Below are 23769 nucleotides of genomic sequence, written 5' to 3' on the forward strand. Positions count from 1 at the left end.
GCTGACCTCAGATCTCGGTCCCCATCACGGCCGCGAAGGACGTGGGGTCGGCGTCGAACCCGCGGACCATCTCGCGGAAGGACCACGCGCCCGACTCGTCCCGGGTGAACTCGGCGATCGTCGCGGCCGTGTGCCCGGAGACCGCGGAGAGGTCGCTCTGCGCGAGGTCGGTGTATCCCTCGCGGATGCGCACCGAGGTGTTCGGGATGTCGCCGAACATCTTCTGTTCCTCGTGGGGCTGTATGGCCACACCGACCACCACGCGCGCGTACGTGGCCGCGAGCCGGTCGAGCTCCAGGGTCATGACCTCGTCGAAGCCGAAGCCCTGACCTGTCTTGCTGTCCCTGTTGAGGGTGATCGTCCCGTCGGGGGCGCGGCTGTCGAAGTGCACCAGGTACACAGGGCTGTCGTACGGAGCGTCCGCGGAGTAGGTCGCGGCGATGATGTCGAGATCATGCGACGGCGCGCCGACAGGGCTGGGATCCCACTTGAGCCCCACCTCGACCTTCTTGATCCCCTTGCTGACACTGCTCACGGAGTTCCCCCTCCTCGTGGTCCCGGCTGTCGCTCTCGCACAAGGCATGTCCAGACGGCATGTCCTACAGACACGCTACGACGAATGACTGACATCGCCGAAGTTTCCTGGTCGGCACGGCTGTTGGGCACGCCCCGGGCATTTCTGGTGGCGTGCGTACGCGGGCATGTAGATCATTGTCCCCATGACATGGAACGGGGAAGAACTGGACATCGAGGCCTACTTGGCCAGGGTCGGCCACGAGGGAGAGGCGAAGCCCGACTTCGAGACGCTCCGCGCGCTCCATCGGGCGCATGTGGCGGCGATCCCTTTCGAGAACCTGGAGATGATGGTCGGCAGGCCCGTACCGCTGGATCTGGCGGCGCTGCAGGACAAGCTGGTGCGGCAGCGCAGAGGCGGCTACTGCTACGAGCAGAACCTTCTGTTCGCGGCGGCCCTGGACCGCATCGGCTTCGCCGTAACGGGGCTCGGCGGCCGGGTCAGGGCGGGCGCCTCGTCGCGTCGCGCGGTGACGCACATGCTCCTGAAGGTCGAGGCCGACGGGCGGCAGTGGCACTGTGACGTCGGTTTCGGCGCCGAGGGGCTGCTCGAACCGATCCCCATGGGGGACGGGGGCGACGTACGACAAGACGTACGACAAGGAGAGTGGCGGTTCGGGATCGTCCAGGAAGCAAACGGTGCACGGGTGTTGCGGACCGGGCACGCGGACGGCTGGTTCGATCTCTACGAATACACGCTGGAAGAACGCCTTCCCGTCGACTACGTAGTGATGAACCACTACACATCGACCCACCCCAGGTCGCCGTTCATCCGCCGCCCGGTGCTCCAGAGGGCCGCTCCTGAGGTGCGCCGCACCTTGGTCGGCGAGCACTTGACGGTGACGCGACCGGACGGCACATCGGACGAACGCGACGTATCCGCCGAGGAGTTGGGGGAGGTTCTCGCCCGGGAGTTCGATATTGAACTGAACGGCGACGATTGCGCCGAGCTGATCCGGGCGCACTACGCCGGAGCGTGACCCGGGCCACGCTCGGCGCCGTACGATGGCGCGGTGCTGGTCAAGTGGATTCGCTGCACCGTGGTGGACCGACGGGGGTTCGAGCGGGGACAGCGGAAGTGGGCGGGGCTTCTGGGGGAGCCGGGGTTCCGGGGACAGGGTGGAGGGTGGAGTCGGGAACGACCGGGCGTGGCGCACGTCTTCGCCTTCTGGGAGAGCCGGGCCTTCTACGACTCCTTCATGGCACGCTCCCACGACCGGCTCGCCGCCACGCAGGCAGGCACCTTCAAGGACATCCAGAGCAAGCTCTTCGACCACCGTTTCGACGTGAAGACGGGCTTCGAGCCGCGCTTCACGGACGCCGACGTGGTGCGGGTGGCGCACTGCCGGGTCCGTGAGGCGCGGGTGGAGCACTTCGCGCTGATGCAGGAGAAGGTCTGGAACCCGGCGATGGCGGGCTCTCCGGGGATGGTGCGCGGGCTCTTCGGTGAGGCGCCCGGGCACGAGTTCCTCGTGCTCTCGATGTGGCTCGCGGCCGCAGAGCACGGAAAGTACCGCAGGGAACGGGTGGAACGCCTCTCGCTGCGTGCCCAGACGGAGGCCGATGTCGCGGCCCTTGCCGGTGACATCGTGCAACTGGAGCCGTCGTGGACGGTGTGACGGCCGCGGGGTGATCTGCCTCCTCGTCGGTGGGGGCGGCGGCCGCATACGCCGTTGCGCAGCTCGGATACGCCGGATGGAGCTCGGACGGCCGACCGGTTGAGCCGCTCGGGAAGGGCCGATCTAGGGTTTCCGTATGGCACGTCCGCGGCGCATCTTCCTTGTCCGGCACGGCGAGTCGGCCGGAAACGCCGACGACACCGTGTACGAGCGCGAACCCGACCACGCGCTCGCGCTTACCGAGAAGGGGTGGCGGCAGGCGGAGGAGACGGGCGGGCAGCTTCGGGAAGCCGTCGGTCTGGAGCGGGTGAGTGTGTACGTCTCGCCCTATCGCCGCACCCATGAGACCTTCCGGGCCCTGCGGCTCGACCCCGATCTCGTGCGGGTGCGCGAGGAGCCGCGGCTGCGGGAGCAGGACTGGGGAAACTGGCAGGACAGGGACGACGTCAAGCTGCAGAAGGCCTACCGCGACGCGTACGGACACTTCTTCTACCGTTTCGCCCAGGGCGAGTCAGGGGCCGACGTGTACGACAGGGTCGGCGCGTTCCTGGAGAGTCTGTACCGGAGCTTCGAGGCCCCGGACCATCCGCCGAACGTCCTCCTCGTCACCCATGGCCTGACCATGCGGCTGTTCTGCATGCGCTGGTTCCACTGGTCCGTGGCGGATTTCGAGTCGCTGTCCAATCCCGGGAACGCCGAGATGCGGACGCTTGTGCTCGGTGACGACGGCAAGTACACACTGGACCGGCCCTTCGAACGCTGGCGCGAACCCGAACCGTACGGCGTCACCGGATAGAGTGGCAGGGCGATGACCGCTGACTCCTCTCCCGAACGGCGCCTGGCCCGCGCTCTGGCCAGCCTGCGTGGACTGGCGGTGGGGGACGCGCTGGGCTCTCAGTTCTTCGTGCCCGCGAACTACCCGCTGCTGAAGCGGCGGGAAGCACCCCCAGGCCCCTGGCAGTGGACCGACGACACCGAGATGGCCTGCTCCGTGCTCGCGGTCCTGGACCGGCACGACCGGATCGACCAGGACGCGCTCGCCCTGTCCTTCGCCGAGCACCATGACTTCGACCGTGGCTACGGCCCCGCCGTGAACCGGCTGCTCAGGCAGGTCCGGGAGGGCGGTGACTGGCGGGAGCTGGCCTCGGCGCTGTTCAAGGGGCAGGGCTCCTGGGGCAACGGCGCGGCCATGCGCATCGCGCCGCTCGGGGCCTGGTACGCCGATGATCCGGAGCAGGCGACGCACCAGGCGGAGATCTCCGCGTACCCCACGCATCAGCACCGTGAGGCGGTCGTGGGGGCAGTAGCGGTGGCCGCCGCCGCGGTGCTGGTGGGGGACCCCGCGGGGCCGCCCGCGCCGAAGGCGCTGCTCGACGGCGTCATCGACCTCGTGCCCCGCAGCGCCGTGGGGGCGGGGCTCCGCCGGGCGCGGGACATGCTCGACTACGGAGACGCGGCGACGGTAGCCGCCGTGCTCGGCTGCGGCCGTCGTACGACCGCCCATGACACGGTGCCGTTCGCGCTGTGGTCGGCCGCCCGTGGCCTCGGGGCCTACGAGCGGGCCATCTGGTCCACCGCCCAGGTGGGCGGCGACATGGACACGACCTGCGCCATCGTGGGCGGAGTGGTCGCTTCCGGTGAGGGCGGGGCGCCCTCTGACGAGTGGCTGGAGCGGACCGAGGCGTTGCCCGGCTGGGTGCCGGTCGCGGCGGGCTGACTTCGGGTCTGGGTGACTGTCACGGTCATGCCACAGCGTGGCCGATGCGAGGGCCGCCGTCGGCGTCGCGGCTACTCTTTCCGGCAGGCCGCGAGTTGATCATGACTTGCGTGCCCTCAACGAGATGCCGGTCGCCCGGCGGCCCCGCCACGCGTGCGTGCCGTCTGCTGCACGTGCGGACCGGCCGGGAGGGGGTCCCGTGTCCGATACACCGTCCACGCCTGAGCCATCAGATGTGGCAGATTCACCAAAAGATTCACCAAAAGATTCGCGAAGCGATTCACCAAGAGACCCACTAGGGGATCCGTTCGGAGCTTCACGAGCGGACAGCGACGGCGAGGCACCCGAGGCACCCGAGGAGCCCGAGGACGCCGTGCCCGGCCCGCGTGCAGTGGCGCGGGGCCCACGGCCTCGTACCGACTGGGAGTACCCGGCGGGCGGGCACAAGCCTGAGCCGCTGCTGGCCGACCTGCGGGCCGACCCGCCCGCTCCGGTCCGGACGGGCACGCTCGGCGCGGTGCTCGCAACCGGCCTGCTGAGCATGCTGCTGCTCGGTGACGGGCTCGCGCTCAACCTGCTGATCGTCGCCGTGCCGGCCGCGCTCGCCGCGTACTTCGCCGCCGAACAGGCCGGCCGCAGGCCGCGCCCCTGGACGCTGGCCTGGGCGACCGGTGGCCTCGCTCTCCTGTCCGTGCCCGCGCTGCGGGACGCGGGGTGGCCCTCGTTCCTCGCCATCGTCTCCGCCGTCGCGCTCGGCTCGCTCGCCCTGCACGGCTGCCGCACCTGGCCCGGCGTCCTGCTCGGCCCGCTCGGTCTCTTCGACGCGGTGCTCTCCGGCCTTGGCTGGGGCTGGCGTGGGGTACGGGGCCGCGCGAGCGGGTCACGGAGCGGGCCCGTGCTGCGCGCGGTCGCGGTCACCGCCGTGCTGCTGTTGGTCTTCGGTGCGCTGTTCGCCGGGGCCGACGCCGCCTTCGCGGGGCTGCTGGGCGATCTGATGCCCGACGCCTCCATTTCCGACGGGCCGTGGCGTCTGCTGCTCTTCGCGGCCGGTGTCGTAGGAGCGCTCGCCGCGGCGCACACCGCTGCCGCGCCCGTTCGCTGGGACCGGCTTGTCGTCGGTCCTGGCCGGGAGCGGGGCCGCGTCGAGTGGGCGCTGCCGCTGATCGTCTTGAACCTGCTGTTCGCGGTGTTCAACGTGGTGCAGCTGGCCGTCCTCTTCGGTGGATACGACGCGGTCCTGGAGAAGACCGACCTCTCGTACGCCGCGTATGCGCGCCAGGGCTTCTGGCAGCTGCTGCTCGCCACGCTGCTCACCCTGGTCGTCATCGTCCTCGCGCTGCGCTGGGCGCCGCGTGCCGGGTCGCGCGACCGCGGTCTGGTACGGGCCGTGCTCGGCACGCTCTGCGCCCTCACGCTCGTCGTCGTGGCGTCGGCGGTGCGGCGCATGGACATGTACGTCGACGCGTACGGCCTGACCCGGCTCAGGGTGTCGGTCGTGGCTGTGGAGCTCTGGCTCGGCCTGGTCATCGTGCTGATCATGGCGGCCGGAGTGTGGGGCGCCCGCTGGCTGCCGCGCGCCGTCGCCGCGAGTGCAGCGGCCGGTGTGCTGGCCTTCGGGCTCCTGTCGCCCGACGGACTCATCGCCGAGCGCAATGCCCAGCGCTACGAGGACACCGGGAAGTTCGACCTGGAGTACGCGCGCGGGCTGTCCGCCGATGCCGCGCCGGCCGTCGACGGGCTGCCGGAGCCGCTGCGTTCCTGCGCCCTTGAGGGCATCGCGAACGGCCTTGGCTCCGAGCGCGGCCCTTGGTACGCCACCAGCCTGGGGGAGGCGCGGGCCAGGGAGATCATCGAGGAACGCCCGCCCGAGGCAACCGTGGCGGACTGCGAGGGTGCCAGCCCAGAGGTCGAGGTCTCGTACCGCTGAGGCGCGCTCCGGCAGGCTGGTGGCCTGTGGCGGCGGTTTCACGAGGGCGGCGGCCTCGTGAAACCGCCCGCCCTCGAAGCCGGCGAGGGAGTGGCCGCGGCCGACCACCGCCCGCGGGCGCGTGCCGGGTCCCCCCTCGCCGCCGTGAGGCGGCCCCACCGGTCGAGCTGGTCGCGCTGATTTCAGCCGCCCGCAGGACCCGCCGCACTCGCCGTGCCGGACAGCGCGTCCAGGTCGCTCTTGCGCACCCGGACGAGCACCACGGCGGTGACCAGGGCGAGCAGGGCCATGGCGACGGCCGGTATGAAGGCCGTCGAAATCCCCTGGGCCAGCACTTCGTGTCCCCAGGGCGCCGGCAGCTCACCGGACTTGGCGAAGGCGGCCTTCTGTTCCGGCGAAGCGTTCGCCATGAAGTCCGCCATCTGCTCCTTGCCCTCGTCCCGGCTCGCGGTGCCGAACACCGTGGTCAGGATGGAGAGGCCGAGTGAACCGCCCACCTGCTGCGTCGCGTTGAGCAGCCCGGATGCGGCGCCCGCCTCGTGCTGGGCCACTCCGGAGACGGCCGTCAATGTAAGGGTCACGAAGTTCAGACCCATGCCGAAGCCGAACAGCATCATCGGGCCGAGCACTCCGCCCGCGTACGAACTGTCCGGGCTGATGAGGGTCTGCCAGCCGAGTCCGAGGGCGACGATGGCCGAGCCGGTCACCATGAAGGGCTTGGGGCCGAGGACAGGAAGCAGCCGTTGGGAGATGCCCGCGCCCGCCACGATCGCGACCGTGACCGGCAGGAAGGCGAGGCCCGCTTCGATCGGTGTGTAGTTCAGTACGTTCTGGACGAAGAGAACGATGAAGAAGAACATGCCGAACATCGCCGCCGCCAGGCTCAGCATGATCACGTACGAGCCCGAGCGGTTGCGATCGGCGAACATTTTCAGCGGAGTGATCGGTTCCTTCGCCCGGCTCTCGATCAGGGCGAAGGCCAGGAGCAGCACGATCGCCGCGCCGAACGACCCCAGGGTGACGTTGTCGCGCCAGCCTTCCTCGGACGCCCGGATGAATCCGTAGACCAGGGAGGCCATGCCGAGGGTCGAGGTGAGGGCGCCCGCGATGTCGAAACGGCCCGGATGGCGCTTGGACTCGCTGATGTAGAGCGGGGTGAGGAAGGCGATCAGAATGCCGATGGGTACGTTCACGAACAGCACCCAGCGCCAGTCGAGCCACTCCGTGAGCATGCCGCCGGCCAGCAGACCGATGGCGCCGCCACCCGCGGAGACGGCCGCGAAGACACCGAACGCTCGGTTGCGCTCGGGGCCTTCGGGAAACGTCGTGGTGATGAGTGCCAGGGAGGTGGGCGACGCGATCGCGCCACCTACGCCCTGCAGGGCGCGCGCGGCCAGCAACTGCCAGGGTTCCTGGGCGAATCCACCCAGGAGCGAGGCGAGAGTGAAGACCAGGATTCCGGTCATGAAGACCCGGCGGCGGCCGAGGATGTCACCGGCGCGGCCACCGAGAAGGAGCAGGCCGCCGAAGGTGAGGGTGTACGCGCTGACGACCCAAGTGAGGTCAGTGGTGGAGAATTCGAGCGCGTCCTGAATGTGCGGGAGCGCGATGTTCACAATCGTCGCGTCAGGAAGCGTTCCGCCGTGTGTTCTGAGGTTCCGTATTGAGCTGGCGGCCTGACCTACGGAAACTCCATGAGCCCAACATGGGGAAGCCCCCCGCCAAGGCGAGGGGCTTCCTTGCGTTGGGTCAGTCCTTGATCCAGTCGACGAAGGCCCCCCAGCCATGGTCAGGCACGACCAAGGCGGGCCCCTCGGGGGTCTTGCTGTCGCGTACCGGGACGACCCCGAGGAAGCCGTCAGCGACCTCCACACAGTTGGCGTCGCCACCGTTGCTGTAGCTGCTCTTACGCCATGCGGCGGTGGAGAGGCCGGGGGTGCCGTTCATGATGTGCTGTCCTCCATGACTTGCTCGATGAACCTCACCGAATGAGGTGGGCTGAGAGCTAGGTCTCTGAGCCGATCGTAGGACAGGCGGAAACCTGCGACCTCCCCCGCGTCCTCCACGAGTTCGCCTGACTTGTTGCCTTCTAGGTAGGCGACAGAATTTCCATCCGGTGACCAGAGGAGGGAGAGGGACCCGCCCATAAGGTCGTGCACCCCGGAGGCGAAGGGGAGAACCTGAATCACGATGTGAGGTGACTCCTGCGACTCAATCATGTGCGTGAGTTGGCCGCGCCAGATCTTTCGGTCTTCAGTCGGTCTACGAAGTGCAGACTCGTCGAGAATGACCCGCAGATGAGGCGGAGGATCCCGGCGTAGAAGGTCTTGTCGTCCGATCCGAGCAGAGACGTTCTCCTCAAGCTCCTCATCATCGTTGAGGGTTGGACCCGATAAGACGATCCGTGCGTAGTCCTCTGTTTGCAGCAGACCAGGTACGGCGCACATGTACTTGTGCATGATCGAGGCCTTGGCTTCGTATTGCATGAACAGCTTGTACCGGTCCTTGAACGCTTCCTGCCGCGCAAGCCTCCATAGCCGCACCAGCAATCCACCGGTCTCGTAGACCTCGTCAAGCTTCTGCATGACGGGCAGTTGGCTGAGCCGCTCGCCTGTCTCAAGTCGATGCAGATATGAGCGGTTGTATGTCGTGTCCTCAGCCAGTTGGGCCAATGACTTCCCCGACTTCTCACGCAGGTAGCGGAGTTGGCGTGCCAGGACGGACCGAGCCGACTCGTCGTCGTGAGGGGGTTCCTCGATGTCCTGCTGGTAACCCTCGGACACATACATCACCCTCTCTTGTCGCCTGCTGCCAGGGCGACAGTCAACCCCTATGAAGGCTACTCGCGTTGGGTCCACCGTGGAGTACACACAGTGACGTAGAACGTACAGATCCGAAGGGCTCTCCGATGGACTCCCCACAGCAGGCCGAAGACCTCCGTGAAGAAGAGGCAGAGGGCAACATCGTCCAGGACACCTTTGAGGCTCTGACCATGGCATTCAAGGGTCATGGGATGACGCTCCCTCAGATGAGGGTGGACTGGGGCCCCGTGGAACCCCAGATCCACCTCGGTGCAGTGACCCTTGCCGAGGGTCACCAGCTCTGCCGCGCCTTGGGGAGTGAAGTCCGGTGACCAAGTACGCAGCGGGCGACGAGATTTGGGAGCGGCGGCGTAGGTCCTTCGCCACAGTCCTCAACGTCGTCGGAGCAGCACTCAACGTGGAGACCGAAGCGGGCGCGCAGTGGGTTGCCCGGGTCGAGCACTGCATGCCAGCAGTAGACGCAGTGGACCGGGAGGCGCCTTCCGGCACCACCCCCGTCAAGGCCCTTCCGAGTGGTGTTCAGGTGCACGACTACGTGTGGGTGGCAGGCGCCTACCGCCAGATCCTCGACATGAGATGCAAGTCTGAAAGTGGCGGCAAGATCCTTGAGCTTGAGGGGCACGGCCCGTGGGTGATGGTTCGCCCAGGGACTGTCTACCGACGTACTCAGATCGGGGCGCCTCGGTGACTGGTCCCGATCTTGCTGAGCCGCCCGCAGAACTGATCTACGTGCGGTCTCGGCGAAGCAATCAGTGGATCACGGGGCTGTGCATGCTCTACTGCCGCCGCGCGCAGGTATGGGTGCTCTGGATCGGCACCGTATCGGCGCCTGCGGGGACCGCAGACATATACGGCTGCGCAACGTGTATCAGCGAGTTGAACCACATCGTTGGGCTTCAGCTCCATCAACGGGACCTGAGCGCCTTGAGCGCTCGCTAAGACGCCACCCCCGGCCGGACCTTGAGGACGCCGCCTCGGTCCTGCCGGGGGTGGTCACAACCCAGGCTCCGCCCCTGCTGTACGCGGGCGGTTCCGCAGCGGCGGCGGATAGGGCCCGCTCTGGTTGCTCCTCCCACGCGGCCGAGGACAACGACCAGAGCGGGCCAGACCCCCCTCCTCGACTGTCGGCGGTTGAGAAGGGCCCGCAAGGACCGAAGGACACAACGACACCAAGGGAGTGCCACCGTGACAGTGATCATGGACAGTGCAGCCAACACGGCTAGGAGTCAGATCAGTTCGCTTGCACTAGAGATCACAGGCCAGTGTCAGAACACCTGCGCGTCTCACTGCTACGCCCAGTCGGGACCGAGCGGCAATCACGGCAGTATGTCGCGTGAGGATTGGTTCGAGCTGCTCGACCAGGCGGCGGGGCTCGGGGTCGGGATGGTGCAGTACATCGGTGGCGAACCGACGCTCCACCCGTACCTGCCGCAGCTCATCGAACGCGCGTTGAGCCTGGGCATGGGGGTTGAGGTCTTCACCAATCTCGTCCACATCCGCCCGTCGATGTGGGACGTTTTCGAGCGTCCGGGTGTCCGCCTGGCGACGAGCTACTACAGCGACAGCGCGCAGGAACACGAGAAGATCACCGGGGGACGTGGATCGTACGGCCGCACCAAGGCGAACATCATTGAGGCAACCCGGCGAGGAATCCCGCTGCGCGCCTCCCTCGTGCATGTCCTCGACGGACAGCGGGTCGACTCCGCGCGGGCTGAGCTGCGGCGCATCGGAGTAACAGGCGAGATCCGAGCAGACCGAGTCCGGGCCATCGGAAACGGTGAGTCCGGCACTCTTCAGGTCCACAATCCGGCTGAACTGTGCGGCCGGTGCGGGACGGACCGCGCAGCCATCAACCCTCACGGCGTGGTGACCCCGTGTGTGATGTCGCGGTGGCTCACCTCTGGCGACCTCCGACACCAGACTCTTGCCGAGATCCTGAACGGAGCTGAGTGGCGAGAGCGCATGGCCGTGATCCCGAAGAGGGACGGCAGCTGCATTCCGCAGACCTGCACCCCCGCTGAGGACTCGTGCACGCCGTCACCCGGCGTGAGAGAGGGGAAGGCGACGGGGTGCAATCCTGACCAGGATGGCGACGACTGCTCTCCAGCGGAGACGCCAGCCTGCAATCCGTCTTACTGAGAGGGCGGCACGCCATGAACGATTGGGAGCCCTACGCGGAGCGACTCGCTGACGGGGTGGCACACCCCGTATCGCGCTGGCACGCGCCCTTGGCGGCTACTCCCCGGCATCTGTTCGTGCCGAACTGGTGGGCCAACAACGCGGGTCAATGGACGCTGCGGAACGGGTCTGCCGACCGTGAAGCGTGGCTGTCCACCGTGTACGCAAACAGGACCCTGGTTACTCGCGTCGGTGCCGTGCACGCCGACCTCGCAACGGAGCCGACCGCGAGCGGGCTACCTACGTCGTCATCGACGCTGCCGAGTCTGGTCTTGGACTTGTACCGGTACGCGATGATCGCTGATGACTCGCACATCTTGGTGACGACGGGTTCCGGCTACGGCACGGCTCTTGCGTGCCGACGGCTCCAGGACCGTCAGGTGACGAGCCTGGATGTGGATGCGCACCTGGTGAAGACGGCGGCTGGGCGGCTGGACTCCATCGGCCTGCATCCGAACATGGCTGTCTGCGACATCACGGGGCCGCTCTCCGGTAGCTATGACCGGATCATCGCGACCGTGTCCCTCAATCCCGTGCCTGCCTCGTGCTTGTCCGCGCTTCGACTGGGCGGGCGGCTCGTCACCACCTTGGCGGGTACCGGGCTGATCATCACTGCCGACAAGGTGGCCGATGGGGGAGCGGTGGGCAGGGTGGAGCAAGAGCGTGCAGGGTTCATGCGCACCCGCCACGGCGAGGACTACGCGCCCGGACTGAGCGAACGGTTCACTGAGATCCGCGACCAGGAGGGCGAGGAGATCACCACGGGCCGGTATCCGGTGCTGAACGTGCGGGAGGCGTGGGACGTGTGGTCCATGCTTGAGCTGACCTCGCCGGGGATCGAACACCGATTCTGGGAGGGGGCAGACCATCTCCGCACGGCGTGGATGGTGCACGCTGACGGCTCCTGGGCGCGCGCCCAAGGCGTCTGGTCTGACTCGCCGACCGTCCACCAGGGCGGCCCCCGTCGCCTGTGGGATGCCCTCGAACGCGTCCGCAACCGTCTGAACACTGAGGGCGGACTCCCGCTCTCCGGGGCTCGCGTGCGCATCGACCCTGACGGAATCTGCCACATCAGTCGTGGCGCCTGGTCCGTCACCCTTGGGGAGCGTGCCTGACGCCCCCATGTAGCTGGACCACGAACGCCCCGCGCAACTCCCCGGACCCCGGAGCTGCGCGGGGCTTCGTCTGCGAGGTACTCATTCGGATAAGTGGTTGACCTGACGCCGAGGGCTGCTCCATTCTGGTGACTCATTCGGATGAGTGGTCAACCGGGGAACATGCGGTGACTGCTCGTCGTGGTTGCGAACTGAGAGGCAGTCAGATGATGGGAAGCCGTAAGGGTCTGCGTGCGCTGGTCGTTGCTGGCACGGCGGTGCTGGGGCTGGGAACTGTGGGAGTGGTGGCAGCGTCCGCGATGCCCCTTCCGGGGCCGAATGGTTCCAGCGGTGCCGCCGTGGCTCCGCCCAGGGTCGACAACGGCCTTGCGGATGGGCGGCTGACGCGGGGTGAGCATGTGCGGGCCACGGTCGATGGGCTGCGGGTGCGCACGGGTCCGGGTACCGGCAACGGGGTTCTCGGTCAGCTCTACACCGGTGACCGGATGAAGCTGATCGGGCTGAAGCAGGACAGCGGAGGGCAGTCCTGGTACCGGGTGGTTCTGAGCGGCGGTTCGGCGGGTGGTCTGCCGGGTGGTTATGTCGGCTGGGTCGTGGGCTCGTACCTGTACTGACGGCCTGGCTGGCGGGTGAGCCCGTAAGGATGCGGCCCCCTCTCTGTATCGACAGGGAGGGGGCCGCGCTGGCGCCTGGCTCAATGTGGGCTCCCCGTGGAGTGGCTCTGGCCAGGATCATTGGTTGTTCAACTCGCCGTGACCTGAAGGGGGTTGCCGCTATCAGGCCTGGTGGGGCGGATGGTGAGCCTGTGGCGTGCGGCCCGAGTGATCAATTAGTCGCATGCGGCGTTGGAATATTTGTGTGATTGGCATTCAGAAACATCACGGGCTGTAGCAGACTTGGCATCGCCGGGGGAATACGGGCCTGAGTGCTGCGAACTCAGGCCATCTGCAACGTAGTTGGTTGCAGATGCGATGGCGGCATATGCCGCCTTGAGGAGTGAGTACGCAATGGCGAGCCAACGGGGATCGGGCTACGGCGGGGAGCCGGATGACGCGGTGTGGGTGGCAGACGTTGACTACGTCGCTGCCTGGTGCGCTGCGGATGAGGCGGCGACCGAAGTCAACGAAGCTGCCGAGGCTCTGGGTATCGACAGTCACCTGGTGCGGGCCGTCCCGCACACGGGCATCCGGGGCGAGTCGGTGGTCTGGATGCGGCCCGAGGGAGTCAGGGAGATCGCTCAGTTACTGGGCGAGTTAGCGGAGGACCGGCGATCGGGCTGAGGGCCTGGGGCCGGTCAACGGACAGAAGGGGATGACGAGATGGCTCGTGAGTGGCGTAATCGGAAGGACAAGCGGGTGACCGTGCAGGGGAACTTCATCCGCTGCGAGGGATGCCGTCGGCCGATCCGGATCACGGGTGCGGGGCCTGCGATGTTCGCTGCGCGGGATCATGCGCGGGACTGCAACAAGGGCTGAGAAGCTGTTTGGAAGCTCCACCAGACCCGTGACCGCAGTGATCAGTGATCGTTCTTCCGGGCATGACCATGCGTAAGACAGCCACCACGTTCGCGCTCACCGCCACAGCGGCAGGCGCGACACTGGCCACGGCCTCGCCGGTGGCTGCGGGAGGGGTCGGGGACTTCCTGTCACCAGCCTTCGGCACCAGCTGTACCAACCATCACGGCACCCGCGCAGATGGAGCAACGACCCACGGAACCGGAGCCGTCGACGGCAACCTCGCCGGGCTGCCGGTCGGCAGTCCCTTCAACCAGTGCGGCGGCGCCGACATGAAGCCGGACCTAGTAGTTGTCGGCCTTCTCATCGAGGCGCGGCCCTTCGTGGAGGTCTTGAATAGGGTTTGATCCCGGGTCAGGTTCCGCGCCAGTTGGGGGTGGCTTCGCCGGTGAGGCGGCGGGCCATGAGGTCGATCATCGCGAGGTGGACCATGGCTTCGGACCGGGCTGGTCAGCGGGTGATGCGGCGAGTCATGAGAGTGATGGCGGCCCAGGTGATGAGGGTTTCAGAGTGCTGGACGAGCCGTTCGTAGTCGCGGGCATGGCGGCGGGCGTTCATCATCCAGGCGAGGCTCCGTTCGATGACCCAGCGCCGGGGGACGACAACAAAACCGGTGGTGTCCTTGGGCCTGCACCACCGAAAGTCAGCCCCCTGCGGCCTGCGGTCGACCTCTGACCGAACCTGGCTCGCTGCACCACTTCCCGGTCTCAGCCACGCTGCCAATGCCTTTGAAGGAAACGTGCGCCTGCGGTCGCCGACGGTGGATCACCCCCCGGCTTAGTGGGGTTGAGGGGAGGGGGCCTGCCAAAAGGGCCCCCAGGGCCCGTGGCCGGCCACCGCTCCCAGTGACTTGGATCATGAAGAGTCCCGGAGCGATTGGCGCGGCGGGAACGGCCGTTCATGCGGCGGGAGCTGGCCTGTGCTCGTGCGGTGGCGAAGGCCTGGCGGTGGCCGGTGACTTACCGGTGAGGGCCAGGGCAGACGAAAGGGCCCCCGTGGTGAATCCGCGGGGGCTTTGCTGCTGCTCGGGTGCGGGGTGGTGCCGGGCGGTCCGTCCGTGCGGACGGGACCGGCCGAAGGCCGCACGCCCGGCCGGTGCGGGCGGTGCTGCCCGGCGCGCCGAAGGCGCGCCCTTGAGCAAGTAAAGCGAAGTTACTCCGATGCGGGTCGGCTCCGTGGGGTCCGCTTGGCGGCTGCCTTCGTCGGCGTCACGGGGAAGCTGAGGCGGCATGTCGCGGCGGGGGCCCGCAGCTCCTCGCACAAGAGCGGACGGCCGTTGTCGGCGTCGCTGGTGATGCGGTAAGTGATCAGCAGCGGGCTCGCGTCCGGGACGAGCTGCAGGGTGCTCCGCTCGTCCGGGAAGGGGGTGCGGGCGGTGACTTCCTCGGTGAAGGCGAGGGCGTGCCCGGCGTCGGAGAGCTGGCGATAGAGATCACTGACCGGGGCGGTGGGCACCTCGGCGAGAGAGGGCGTGTCGGCGGCGGTGGCCATCGGGATGAGCATCCGGTGCGCCATCCTGGCTCCGCTCTCGGGGTCATGGATGAGGCGATCCACGCTGATGGCGTCCTGGTCGGCCTGGTCAAGGAGCGCTGCGGGCATGCCGTCCAGGGTGATCCGCGAGACGGCGGGCGGTTCCACCTCGGTCATGTCCGGCATCTGCCAGACCTTGCCCGCGCGCTGGATTGACCGGTCTACCCGCAGGCTCCGGGCGGCGCTGTCCCGCTCGCGGACGATCACGCCCTTCCCCTGGCGGGAGTAGACCAGGCCCATGCCGCGCAGCTCCGCTACGGCCTGGCGGACGGTCGCCTTGCCGACTCCGAACATCTCCACCAACTCATTTTCGGACGGCAGGAGTTGCCCCGGCTCGTAGCGGCCTTCCTTGATCTCGTTGGCTAGCTCGCGCGCGACGACCATGTACATCGGCTCCGGTCGCTGTACGTGCTTTCGGGCTGTCATGAGAGCTCGCTCCCTGCGGGTCAGGTGGACGGCCGGACGGTTCGGGCTGGGCTCGCTGTCAGTGCCGTGTGCTAGTGGGCCACTTCTCCACTCATGAGCATAAGTGGTTGACGCATGACTGGACAGCCACCCACCATGGTTCATCCACTCATCCGAATGAGTGGATGACCGAATGAGACGAGTGGAGAGGGCAGATCATGCAGACCATGCCGATAGACACGGCACGGCTGGGGCCTATGCGGTGCTCGATCGCACCTGAGCCGCGCCTGAACCCGGAGGGCGAGCAGCGCCGGGACCGGGAGGGCAACCTTCAGTGGGTCACCAGTGTCACGGTGGTGCCCGCGCAGGGGCGCCGGGTGGAGGCCATCGATGTGGTGGTCTCCGGTATCCAGCCGACGGGCATCATGGCCGGTGCGGAAGTCAAGATCACGAACCTTGTCGCGAACGCGTGGTCGGTGGACGGCCGTAGTGGCACGTCGTACCGGGCGGATGCGATCACAGCGGTGACCGGTCCGGCTGCTCCTGGTGGCGGTCCTGGGCCGTCGTCGGGGGCGCGGGGGAAGTCGTCGGGGGGCGAGTCCTGATGATGGATTTCTGGCATCTGTCGGCGGCGCAATCGGATGGTGCGGCCTGCGTGGTGTGCGGCGCGGACTTCCTGCGTGCGCACGTGGATCACGTAGCAGTCGGCAGGGCGCCGGACGTGGATGAGGCGAAGGTCTTCGCGTGCACGCGTCCGTGTGCCGGGGTGATCGCTGAAGAGGCGGAGCGGATGGCGCGCGAGATGCGCGAGCTGGCCGGACCCTGCGGCGAGGGCGACGCATCCGTACCCAAGGGACCGGACAGTGATCAGGCGGTGCTCAAGTACCTGATGCGTGATCTCAAGGTGCTTGCCGGTGCTGAATCGCTGCTCGGCGTCGCCGATGACACGGCGGTGACCAAGTACCTGCTGAGCATGACGCCGTGCACGCTGAGGCGGCCATGATGCGGGCTCGCTGGCTGTTGGCCTGGTTGGAAGGCAGGCGCTGATGCCGGGCTCACTGATCGTGTGGATCCTTACCGCCCTGCTGATCACCGGAGTTCTCACCCAACGGTGGTGGGAGCCCCGGCTGTTGGCCCATGGGGTCGACGTGAATGCGTGGCCGCTGCGCTGGTGGCTGACCGGGTACCCCCGTGTCGTGCTGCGCATGTGGTGGACGTGGCGGCGGCTGTGCCTGCTGAACAACATGTCGGTCAGCAACCGTTCGAATCAGCGGCTCATCGGGCGCGACACGGTGGTGCAGGGCCAAGCGCTGCGGCCCAAGCCTCCGCGTCTGGGCTGGCCTTCACCGACCCGTAACGGGCTGCTCGTCCGCGTGGCGATGCACCCGGGGCAGACCCCTGCGCCCTACCTGGCGGCGGGGCGGGCCATGGAACACGCCTGGCGGGTGCACGGGGTGCGGGTCACCTCACCCCGCCGGGGTCAGGTCCTGGTGCGCGTGACCGCCCTGGATCCGCTGACCGGGGACCGCCCTGCCGGGCAGGGGGCCGCTGCGGCGCTGCTGTCGGCGGACGTGGGCCGCGTGGAAGACGGCGAAGCCTGGCTGATCAACCTGCGGAGGGTGCCGCACTGGCTGGTCACCGGAGCAACTCAGAGCGGGAAATCCTCGCTCCTGGCGGCGCTGATCAAAGGGCTGTCGCCGCAACGGGTCACCCTGGTCGGCATTGACTGCAAGGGCGGCATGGAACTGGGCCCGTTCGGCGGGCGCTTCGAGGCGCTGGCCATCGACCGGGGCCAGGCAATCGTCCTGCTGGAACGGATGGTCGTGGAGATCCAGGCCCGAATGCGGCTGTGCCGGGCGGAGGGCGTGCGCTCCATCTGGCCTCTGCCCGAAGCCATCCGGCCGGTGCCGGTCGTCGTGATCGTCGATGAGCTGGCAGAGCTGTACCTGAACGACGGATCCCGAGAAGGGCGCGAGGAATCCGAGCACTGCGGCACGTTGCTGTTACGCCTGGCCCAACTCGGGGCCGCACTCGGCGTGCACCTGGTGCTGGCCGGGCAACGCGTCGGCTCCGATCTCGGGCCCCGGGTCACCTCCCTGCGCGCACAGCTCGGCGGCCGGATCGCACACCGCGCCCACGATGAGGCCTCGGCAGAGATGACGCTGGGCGACCTCAACGCCGATGCCGTGATCGTCGCGCAGACGATCTCCGAAGAAGAACAAGGCGTTGCCGTGGTCGCCACTGGGGGCCGTTGGACGCGCGCACGGTCGCGGCAGGTCGCCCCGGAAGAGGTCGACGAAGTCGCCCGCACAAGGGGCCCGGCCCATCCGTTCCTGTCGCGGCCTGACGCACTCCAGAAAGGAGGGGGAGCGGCATGACGCAGTCCACCATTTACGTCATCGATGCATTCCTGTTCCTGTTTGCGGTCATGGTCGCCCGGTCCCGAGAGGTCCGCTGGTATCAGGTCTTCCTGATCAGCATGGCGGGATTCCTGCTTGCCATGACCCCCATGGGATATCCCGTCTGGTGGACGTTCCTGTTCATCGGAAACGGCCTCTTCGGCTGACTGCAACAATCCGGCAGATATCCGCGAAGGACAGGCGCGATCGAGAATCCTCACTCACACATCACGCATACTTTCCGAGCCGAGAATAGACCCAGTTGAGACCAGTAAAGACGAGAAAAGCCGAGTCGAATCCAGGAGTCGCCATGACCGCCACGCCCTTCCCACGCGAAAGGGGACCTCCCTGTGTACCCGGTAACCGCTAAGGCGCGCCGCTCGGTCCTGAATGAGGCTGAGCGGCTGCGCCTTCTTTCGTCCACTGAACGCGATTTCATCCGGCTCGTACAAGAGCCGGGATTTGCCCGCTGGCTCGACCAGATCGAATCCATCGGCGGCTGCGCACACCCCATCTACCTGTCCGGCCGAACGACCGTGGTGGATGACGCAACCGGCACCCTGCTGCGCCACTACGACACAGCCGGTGAGCCGGGTGGCCGGATCCCGGTGCGCTGCCGCAACCGCCGTGAGACCCGCTGCCAGCCGTGCTCCTACCTGCATGCGGGCGACACCTTCCATCTCGTCCGCTCCGGCCTGCTCGGCGGCAAGGGCACCCCCGAGCGGGTCCAGCTCCACCCCCGGCTGTTCGTCACCCTCACCGCGCCCTCGTTCGGCGCCGTGCACCGCGCTACCGAATCGGGCACGTACTGCCGTGCTCGGCGCGATGGCGGCACATGCAAGCACGGGCGGCCGGTCGGCTGCGGAATGCAGCATGCAGAAACCGATTCGACGGTGGGCCAGCCGCTATGCCAGGACTGCTATGACTACGTCGGGCATGCACTCTGGCACGCCTCCGCCGGCCGCCTATGGAACCGGTTTTGCCACATGGTCAGGCGGCATTTAGCTAGTGCGGCAGGCGTTACGCAGACAGCCTTTAAAGAACACCTGACGCTGTCGTTTGCGAAGGTCGCCGAATACCAGAAACGCGGAGCCGTCCACTTCCATGCAGTCATCCGCCTCGACGGACCAGACGGGCCCGAATCACCGCCCCCCGCCTGGGCGACGGCTCAACTCCTGGAACAAGCGGTGCAGTCGGCGGCGGACATGGTGGAAGTCCATACGCCGTACTCGCCAGCCACGGGGGAGCGTGACATCCACTGGGGGCGGCAACTCGACGTGCATCCGATCCGAAGCGACGCGTTCACGGAATCCGCGGTGACCGATAGCGCGGTAGCGGCCTACGTTGCCAAGTACGTCTCCAAGTCGGTCGGCGACTCGGGCGGCATCGACTACCGCATAACGGATGCCGAGAGCATCCGACTCGCCCCGGTCAACGCGCACTTACGCGCCCTCATGGCCGTCTGCTGGCGCCTGGGCGGCCTGCCCGAACTCGAGAGCCTCAACCTGCGCTCCTGGACACACGCGCTCGGCTACAGGGGACACGTCCTCACCAAATCACGCCGCTACTCCACCACCTACGGAGCACTGCGCACCGTGCGGGCAGAACACCAAAGCGGGGGCGCAGGCATACCGGACGGTGCAGTCACGGACTCGGCTTGGCGCTACGTCGGCTCCGGTCACACCCTCGCTGAGGCTGAGATAGCGGCAGGTATCGCAGAGGGCCTTAGGGATGCCCGCGATCTTTGCAGCGAAGCACGAGACGACGGGCGTTGGGAGTCGACGGCGGATGCGGGGAACCCGTGAGCGACGAAGGGGGCAAGAAGCCAACCATCCGGGTCGTATGGCGGGCGGCGGATTGGGGACCGGCTGAGCGGCGGCGCTTGGCGCGCCTCCTGTTCGGCAAGCCTCGCGCTGATGAGCCCAACTCGCCTACAGATAAGCGAAGTTGACCTGTTGCAGCACTCGGTGATGCGGGCCGAAAGGGCTAGCCTGGAGACCAATGAGCGGCCCCGACGGCGGTGCAACGCTGCCGGGGCCTGGCCGGTCTAAGGACCGGCCTGCCAGTCGCGAAGGGACTGACATGACGCATGCTCTCACGTCCGTGATCGATGTTGCGGCGCAACCCTTAAACGGCGTTCGGCTCCGCGCTGTTGAGTACCTGCGGGTCTCGACTGAAGAGCAAGCCAAGGGGTACGGAATTGCTTACACAGGCAAGAAGACGACGAAATATATTGCAGACAAGGGATGGGAATACATTGACCGTTACGCCGACGAAGGCGTGAGCGGAAGTCTGCAAGCGAACGAGCGTGAAGACCTCAAGCGGCTCATGACGGATGCTCGTAAACAGCCTCGGCCCTTTGATGTCGTGGTGGTCCATGAAGAGCGAGCGATCGGAAGAGCCGGACGGGCATTCTGGCCGTGGGTCTGGGAGCTGGAAGACCCGCTCGGAGTCTTCGTCGCTGTCGTGAAAGGGGACTACTACAACACGACGCCCGAAGGCCGTTCCCGCATGCGCAAAGCTGCGGACTACGCAGAGGATGAGCGCGAAAAGATCAGGGACAGAACACAAGGGGGTCTGCAAGAAAAAGCCGAAAGTGGTGGATATGTAGGCGGAACAGTTCCTTACGGCTGGCGTATTCAAGATCAGGGAAAGAAGGGTGAGAGTCGTCTCGTTCTCGACATCTTCGAGGAAGACGGGTTCCTCAAAGGTGAGGCGATCACTCTTCGGCACGCCAGAATGCTGATTAGTGATGACGGTCTCGACTGGACCGAAGCAGCACTGCGTCTCAATGTGGAAGGAATGCTGAACCGCTCCGGTCGTCCCTGGTCGCGAGAGAACCTGAAATCGCGCCTCATGTCGCGCGCCGTGCTCGAAGGTATTCAGGTGTACCGGGACGCGAATTCGAGAGACTCCAGGTACGGCAGGGGGACAGTAGTAGATTCCGAGGGAAATCCCGTCTATGGGGCGACGGTGGAAATCGGACTAGAGCCTGTCTTTACTGAGTATCAAGTAAAGCAGCTCAAGCGGGCTGCGGAGAAAATCAGTACCCGGCGTGCGCCGAAATCTGGCAAGCAGGTTTATCCGCTGTCTAAGCGAATCGATAGCCTGTGTGGCTCCTACTATGTGGGGCGCGTTCAGACGTCGACGGGTGAGCGTACTTACGTCTGTTCTGGCAAGAATGAGAAGTACGCAGGAGCGGAAACCTGCAAGTGCAGTCAGATATATGCCGGTCAGATAGAAGCCGCCGTGTGGGAAAAGGTGACACAACTCCTGCGAAACACAGACGAGTTGATGCGCCTGGCTGGTGAATGGGTGGACATGACTCTAGGGTTTCATGACGCGCACGCCGACCGAATCGAAAGCCTCGACGGTGAAATATCGGTACAGCAGCGTGCCATAGCCACCGTGATGGGTACGACTGCAACACAGGCGGCCCAAATGGGTCTGGATGAGAAAGACGCCCAGCAACTCGTCACTCAGGCAGTCAAGCCCTTGGGGGATGAGTTGGAGCGGCTGAAGGCGCTTCGAGGGGAAGCGGTCGCCTGGCAACAGGAGACGTTGGCCGCTGAGGAGCGCGCGCGGGATCTTCGTGCTCTCGCAGAGATGGCGCGGGCTGAGATGCCGAACATGCCCCTGCGGGAGCAGTCGGATGTTGTCGACCTGGCGGACATCCGGGTAAAGATTGCGGGCCCTGTGCCGGTAAAGAGGGCTCGGGCTGAATGCGCTGTGGGCGCCTGGTTCATGGCGCGTGGCGAGCAGATCCCTACTGGAGTCTGTGACGCGCGATGGGCGCTGATTGAACCCCTCGTCAAGAGGACAGGCAGGGGGTCAGGGAAGAAGACGGACCTCCCCTTGCGGCAGTCGGTCGAGGCGATTCTTTGGAAGGCACGGACCGCTGAAGGGTGGGCTCCTGCCGCAGCTCGTCTTGAGCGGGGCGTGGCCAAGTCTCTGATGTCGCGGTGGGCTCGGTGGTCTGAAGACGGCACTTGGGGGCGCGTGGTTGCGGCTCTGGCGGGTGTGGAGACGGTCCCCGTACCGAAGCCATCAAACGCGGTGCAGCTTCCCGATCTGGAGGTTTCAGGGGCTGTTGACCCTCGCCTGCTTCTGGAGGACTCAGCAACACACGATCAAATGGACGCGTCGAGGACCACCATGAGTTGGCAGGCCGCGATGACGGTCAGGGCGATACCGGGCCGGCCTTCGCGGCGGGCGGCGCCGGGCTGTGGTTCTTGATCGCGAGCTAGCTGAGAGGTTGTCACTATGGGTCCCCCACAAGTGCGTTAGTGAACGCCCCCGTTCACTGTCTCGTCAACGGTAGTGACTCCCCATCAGTGAACGCAACCGTTCACTGACACTGCCTCGAACTCCCAACGGAGAGATATCGATGGTTACTTCGCGCTGGAGCGCCGCCTCCGCTCAGACGGCCTCCCTGCGCCGACGGGGCCCCGTACTGGAACGGGCGATCCTCGAGGCCACGCTCGAGCAGCTCAGCACCGTCGGCTGGAACGGCCTGACGATGGAAGGTGTGGCCGCGGGCGCGCAGACCGGCAAGGCCGCGGTCTACCGCCGATGGCCCTCCAAGGAGGACCTCGTCGTGGACGCGCTGCAGGCCGGTCTTCCGAAACTCGACTCCGCGCCGGACTGCGGCGACGTCCGGGAGGATCTCCTCCAGCTGTGCCGGCAGATGCGTGCGGCGATGTTCTCGCGGCCCGGATTCGCACTCCGTTCAGTGCTTCACGAGTGCGACACGGTGTCGGCCGAGCGATTCCATGGAGTGATCTTCGACGGGGTCATCGGGCCGAGCGTGGAGCTGATCAAAGAGGTGGTGCGCCGCGGAGTCGAGCGCGGAGAGGTGCGCGCCGAGGCCGTGGACCCCTACGTGTGCGACGTCATTCCGGCGATGATGATGTACCGCTCCAAGGTGTGCGGAAGTGAATGGGGGGACGAGGAGTTCGCCGAACTGATCGACCGGGTAATGGTCCCGCTGCTCCGTCGGTAGGCCTGGGTGTCACGGGTGACATCCTGCGGCGTAGGCTGTCAGTGCCATGCCGTACGAACCACCCACCCACACTGTCGAGCGCTCCCTTCGCGCTACCACCGGAGCGAAGATCGTTGCCGGTGTCGACGAAGTCGGGCGCGGCGCGTGGGCGGGACCGGTCACCGTATGTGCGGCGATCACGGGACTGCGCAGGCCGCCCGAAGGGCTCACCGATTCCAAGCTGATCACTCCCAAGCGGCGCACCACGCTCGCCGGGGAGCTGGAGAGCTGGGTCACGGCCTATGCCCTTGGCCACTCCTCGCCCGAGGAGATCGACGACATGGGGATGACCGCCGCGCTGCGGCTCGCCGCGGTGCGCGCCCTTGAGGCGCTGCCGGTGCGTCCGGAAGCGGTGATTCTCGACGGTAAGCACAACTACCTCGGGACTCCCTGGCAGGTCCGTACGGTGATCAAGGGCGACCAATCCTGTGTGGCCGTCGCCGCGGCGTCGGTGATCGCCAAGGTTCGGCGCGACAAAATGATGGCCGAACTGGGTATCGAACATGCAGACTTCGCTTTTGCGGCCAACGCCGGCTATCCGTCGCCGGTGCACAAGGCCGCACTGGCGGAGCGGGGGCCCACCCCGTACCACCGGATGTCGTGGGCGTATCTTGATGCGCTGCCCCAGTGGCGGCACCTCAAGAAGGCCCGCAGCTGGGCGGATGGAAGCGTTCCGGAAATCGAGGGCCAGCTCGGCTTCGATTTCTGACGTTTTCAGCAGTTCCACTCGCACTCATGTGCCCCCCGCCGATGCCACGCGCACCGGCGTTTGATAGACAACAACGCATGCCTCTCAGTCCCGAGGAGCCTCAGATTCACGAGAGTGCCCAGGGTCCCCGCGTGACCCCGGCCAGTGGCCGCATCACGCCGACCCCCCGCCCCGTACCCGGACCGCGTCCCGCGGCTGCGCCGCACCCCGGCCGACCGGG

At 66.8% G+C, this 23769-nt stretch carries 25 protein-coding genes and 1 pseudogene; 20 read left to right on the forward strand and 6 right to left on the reverse strand.

What is annotated here, in order from left to right; all coding sequences use genetic code 11:
• Positions 1-7: 7 nt before the first annotated feature.
• Positions 8-535: a TerD family protein gene (locus ABD378_RS28540; RefSeq protein ID WP_344525258.1), complete on the reverse strand. Its 528-nt coding sequence runs from the start codon at positions 533-535 to the stop codon at positions 8-10.
• Positions 536-719: 184 nt separating this feature from the next.
• Between ABD378_RS28540 and ABD378_RS28545 the strand changes: the two genes are divergently transcribed.
• From ABD378_RS28545 to ABD378_RS28565, 5 genes are all read left to right on the forward strand, one after another.
• A complete protein-coding gene (locus ABD378_RS28545) occupies positions 720-1553 on the forward strand; it encodes an arylamine N-acetyltransferase family protein (RefSeq protein ID WP_344525260.1) in 834 nt (277 codons plus the stop codon).
• Between the two features lie 33 nt (positions 1554-1586).
• Positions 1587-2192: a YdbC family protein gene (locus tag ABD378_RS28550; protein ID WP_344525262.1), complete on the forward strand. Its 606-nt coding sequence runs from the start codon at positions 1587-1589 to the stop codon at positions 2190-2192.
• A 136-nt stretch (positions 2193-2328) separates the two neighbouring features.
• On the forward strand, positions 2329-2988 hold the full coding sequence (locus ABD378_RS28555) for a histidine phosphatase family protein (protein ID WP_344525264.1): 660 nt from the start codon (positions 2329-2331) through the stop codon (positions 2986-2988).
• A 12-nt stretch (positions 2989-3000) separates the two neighbouring features.
• Complete coding sequence (locus ABD378_RS28560; protein ID WP_344525266.1) at positions 3001-3909, forward strand: ADP-ribosylglycohydrolase family protein; 909 nt, start codon at positions 3001-3003, stop codon at positions 3907-3909.
• A gap of 124 nt (positions 3910-4033) precedes the next feature.
• Positions 4034-5836: a DUF4153 domain-containing protein gene (locus ABD378_RS28565; RefSeq protein WP_386546660.1), complete on the forward strand. Its 1803-nt coding sequence runs from the start codon at positions 4034-4036 to the stop codon at positions 5834-5836.
• 182 nt (positions 5837-6018) lie between these two features.
• Here ABD378_RS28565 and ABD378_RS28570 read toward each other — a convergent pair whose 3' ends face one another.
• Genes ABD378_RS28570 through ABD378_RS28580 form a run of 3 tightly spaced genes read right to left on the reverse strand, consistent with a single transcriptional unit; the run spans position 6019 to position 8625 of the window.
• Positions 6019-7623 (reverse strand): MFS transporter, encoded by a 1605-nt coding sequence (locus ABD378_RS28570; RefSeq protein ID WP_344525270.1) that lies wholly within the window; start codon positions 7621-7623, stop codon positions 6019-6021.
• A complete protein-coding gene (locus ABD378_RS28575; protein WP_344525272.1) occupies positions 7586-7783 on the reverse strand; it encodes a DUF397 domain-containing protein in 198 nt (65 codons plus the stop codon). Before ABD378_RS28575 ends, ABD378_RS28570 begins: the two co-directional genes overlap by 38 nt.
• Positions 7780-8625 carry a helix-turn-helix domain-containing protein gene (locus ABD378_RS28580; RefSeq protein ID WP_344525274.1) on the reverse strand — a complete coding sequence of 282 codons (846 nt, stop codon included), beginning with the start codon at positions 8623-8625 and terminating at the stop codon, positions 7780-7782. Before ABD378_RS28580 ends, ABD378_RS28575 begins: the two co-directional genes overlap by 4 nt.
• Before the next feature lie 119 nt (positions 8626-8744).
• Between ABD378_RS28580 and ABD378_RS28585 the strand changes: the two genes are divergently transcribed.
• The 7 genes from ABD378_RS28585 to ABD378_RS28615 all read left to right on the forward strand — a co-directional run bounded on the left by ABD378_RS28585 (position 8745) and on the right by ABD378_RS28615 (position 13812).
• Positions 8745-8969, forward strand: coding sequence for a hypothetical protein (locus ABD378_RS28585; protein WP_344525276.1), 225 nt, complete (start codon positions 8745-8747; stop codon positions 8967-8969).
• Positions 8966-9346, forward strand: a complete 381-nt coding sequence (locus ABD378_RS28590) for a hypothetical protein (RefSeq protein ID WP_344525278.1) — start codon at positions 8966-8968, stop codon at positions 9344-9346. Before ABD378_RS28585 ends, ABD378_RS28590 begins: the two co-directional genes overlap by 4 nt.
• A gap of 497 nt (positions 9347-9843) precedes the next feature.
• Positions 9844-10797: a radical SAM/SPASM domain-containing protein gene (locus ABD378_RS28595; RefSeq protein WP_344525280.1), complete on the forward strand. Its 954-nt coding sequence runs from the start codon at positions 9844-9846 to the stop codon at positions 10795-10797.
• Between the two features lie 14 nt (positions 10798-10811).
• Positions 10812-11951 carry a methyltransferase domain-containing protein gene (locus ABD378_RS28600; RefSeq protein ID WP_344525282.1) on the forward strand — a complete coding sequence of 380 codons (1140 nt, stop codon included), beginning with the start codon at positions 10812-10814 and terminating at the stop codon, positions 11949-11951.
• A gap of 338 nt (positions 11952-12289) precedes the next feature.
• Positions 12290-12565, forward strand: a complete 276-nt coding sequence (locus ABD378_RS28605) for an SH3 domain-containing protein (protein ID WP_344525284.1) — start codon at positions 12290-12292, stop codon at positions 12563-12565.
• Positions 12566-12958: 393 nt separating this feature from the next.
• Positions 12959-13231 carry a hypothetical protein gene (locus ABD378_RS28610; RefSeq protein WP_344525286.1) on the forward strand — a complete coding sequence of 91 codons (273 nt, stop codon included), beginning with the start codon at positions 12959-12961 and terminating at the stop codon, positions 13229-13231.
• Positions 13232-13488: 257 nt separating this feature from the next.
• Entirely contained in the window at positions 13489-13812 is a 324-nt protein-coding gene (locus tag ABD378_RS28615; protein WP_344525288.1) for a chaplin family protein, read from the forward strand.
• 103 nt (positions 13813-13915) lie between these two features.
• On the opposite strand, the gene ABD378_RS28620 is transcribed toward ABD378_RS28615, so the two are convergent.
• Positions 13916-14188, reverse strand: a complete 273-nt coding sequence (locus ABD378_RS28620) for a transposase (RefSeq protein WP_425583873.1) — start codon at positions 14186-14188, stop codon at positions 13916-13918.
• A 429-nt stretch (positions 14189-14617) separates the two neighbouring features.
• Positions 14618-15421 carry a GntR family transcriptional regulator gene (locus ABD378_RS28625; protein WP_344525290.1) on the reverse strand — a complete coding sequence of 268 codons (804 nt, stop codon included), beginning with the start codon at positions 15419-15421 and terminating at the stop codon, positions 14618-14620.
• A 206-nt stretch (positions 15422-15627) separates the two neighbouring features.
• Between ABD378_RS28625 and ABD378_RS28630 the strand changes: the two genes are divergently transcribed.
• The 8 genes and pseudogenes from ABD378_RS28630 (at position 15628) to ABD378_RS28665 (ending at position 23549) form a co-directional block, all read left to right on the forward strand.
• The gene (locus tag ABD378_RS28630) at positions 15628-16005 is read left to right on the forward strand and encodes a hypothetical protein (RefSeq protein WP_344525292.1); all 378 of its coding nucleotides are present in this window, start codon (positions 15628-15630) and stop codon (positions 16003-16005) included.
• On the forward strand, positions 16005-16403 hold the full coding sequence (locus tag ABD378_RS28635; protein WP_344525294.1) for a hypothetical protein: 399 nt from the start codon (positions 16005-16007) through the stop codon (positions 16401-16403). The genes ABD378_RS28630 and ABD378_RS28635 overlap by 1 nt, the downstream gene beginning before the upstream one ends.
• 43 nt (positions 16404-16446) lie before the next feature.
• Positions 16447-17778 (forward strand): FtsK/SpoIIIE domain-containing protein, encoded by a 1332-nt coding sequence (locus tag ABD378_RS28640; RefSeq protein ID WP_344525296.1) that lies wholly within the window; start codon positions 16447-16449, stop codon positions 17776-17778.
• Positions 17775-17966, forward strand: coding sequence for a hypothetical protein (locus tag ABD378_RS28645; protein ID WP_344525298.1), 192 nt, complete (start codon positions 17775-17777; stop codon positions 17964-17966). Before ABD378_RS28640 ends, ABD378_RS28645 begins: the two co-directional genes overlap by 4 nt.
• A 183-nt stretch (positions 17967-18149) precedes the next feature.
• A complete protein-coding gene (locus ABD378_RS28650; RefSeq protein ID WP_344525300.1) occupies positions 18150-19604 on the forward strand; it encodes a replication initiator in 1455 nt (484 codons plus the stop codon).
• Between the two features lie 277 nt (positions 19605-19881).
• Positions 19882-21789 (forward strand): annotated as a pseudogene (locus tag ABD378_RS28655) (recombinase family protein); the annotation flags it as partial.
• A gap of 397 nt (positions 21790-22186) precedes the next feature.
• A complete protein-coding gene (locus ABD378_RS28660; protein WP_344525304.1) occupies positions 22187-22801 on the forward strand; it encodes a TetR/AcrR family transcriptional regulator in 615 nt (204 codons plus the stop codon).
• 46 nt (positions 22802-22847) lie between these two features.
• Positions 22848-23549, forward strand: a complete 702-nt coding sequence (locus ABD378_RS28665) for a ribonuclease HII (protein WP_344525306.1) — start codon at positions 22848-22850, stop codon at positions 23547-23549.
• Positions 23550-23769: the final 220 nt, after the last annotated feature.

This window comes from Streptomyces rectiviolaceus, assembly GCF_039533825.1.
Classification (GTDB): Bacteria; Actinomycetota; Actinomycetes; order Streptomycetales; family Streptomycetaceae; genus Streptomyces; species Streptomyces rectiviolaceus.

Coding starts and splice junctions, on each gene's coding strand:
- ABD378_RS28545 (WP_344525260.1), top strand. CDS start 720: ATGACATGGAACGGGGAAGAACTGGACATCGAGGCCTACTTGGCCAGG.
- ABD378_RS28555 (WP_344525264.1), top strand. CDS start 2,329: ATGGCACGTCCGCGGCGCATCTTCCTTGTCCGGCACGGCGAGTCGGCC.
- ABD378_RS28560 (WP_344525266.1), top strand. CDS start 3,001: ATGACCGCTGACTCCTCTCCCGAACGGCGCCTGGCCCGCGCTCTGGCC.
- ABD378_RS28565 (WP_386546660.1), top strand. CDS start 4,034: ATGCCGGTCGCCCGGCGGCCCCGCCACGCGTGCGTGCCGTCTGCTGCA.
- ABD378_RS28570 (WP_344525270.1), bottom strand. CDS start 7,623: ATGGCTGGGGGGCCTTCGTCGACTGGATCAAGGACTGACCCAACGCAA.
- ABD378_RS28575 (WP_344525272.1), bottom strand. CDS start 7,783: ATGAACGGCACCCCCGGCCTCTCCACCGCCGCATGGCGTAAGAGCAGC.
- ABD378_RS28580 (WP_344525274.1), bottom strand. CDS start 8,625: ATGTATGTGTCCGAGGGTTACCAGCAGGACATCGAGGAACCCCCTCAC.
- ABD378_RS28585 (WP_344525276.1), top strand. CDS start 8,745: ATGGACTCCCCACAGCAGGCCGAAGACCTCCGTGAAGAAGAGGCAGAG.
- ABD378_RS28600 (WP_344525282.1), top strand. CDS start 10,812: ATGAACGATTGGGAGCCCTACGCGGAGCGACTCGCTGACGGGGTGGCA.
- ABD378_RS28610 (WP_344525286.1), top strand. CDS start 12,959: ATGGCGAGCCAACGGGGATCGGGCTACGGCGGGGAGCCGGATGACGCG.
- ABD378_RS28615 (WP_344525288.1), top strand. CDS start 13,489: ATGACCATGCGTAAGACAGCCACCACGTTCGCGCTCACCGCCACAGCG.
- ABD378_RS28625 (WP_344525290.1), bottom strand. CDS start 15,421: ATGACAGCCCGAAAGCACGTACAGCGACCGGAGCCGATGTACATGGTC.
- ABD378_RS28630 (WP_344525292.1), top strand. CDS start 15,628: ATGCCGATAGACACGGCACGGCTGGGGCCTATGCGGTGCTCGATCGCA.
- ABD378_RS28635 (WP_344525294.1), top strand. CDS start 16,005: ATGATGGATTTCTGGCATCTGTCGGCGGCGCAATCGGATGGTGCGGCC.
- ABD378_RS28640 (WP_344525296.1), top strand. CDS start 16,447: ATGCCGGGCTCACTGATCGTGTGGATCCTTACCGCCCTGCTGATCACC.
- ABD378_RS28645 (WP_344525298.1), top strand. CDS start 17,775: ATGACGCAGTCCACCATTTACGTCATCGATGCATTCCTGTTCCTGTTT.
- ABD378_RS28660 (WP_344525304.1), top strand. CDS start 22,187: ATGGTTACTTCGCGCTGGAGCGCCGCCTCCGCTCAGACGGCCTCCCTG.
- ABD378_RS28665 (WP_344525306.1), top strand. CDS start 22,848: ATGCCGTACGAACCACCCACCCACACTGTCGAGCGCTCCCTTCGCGCT.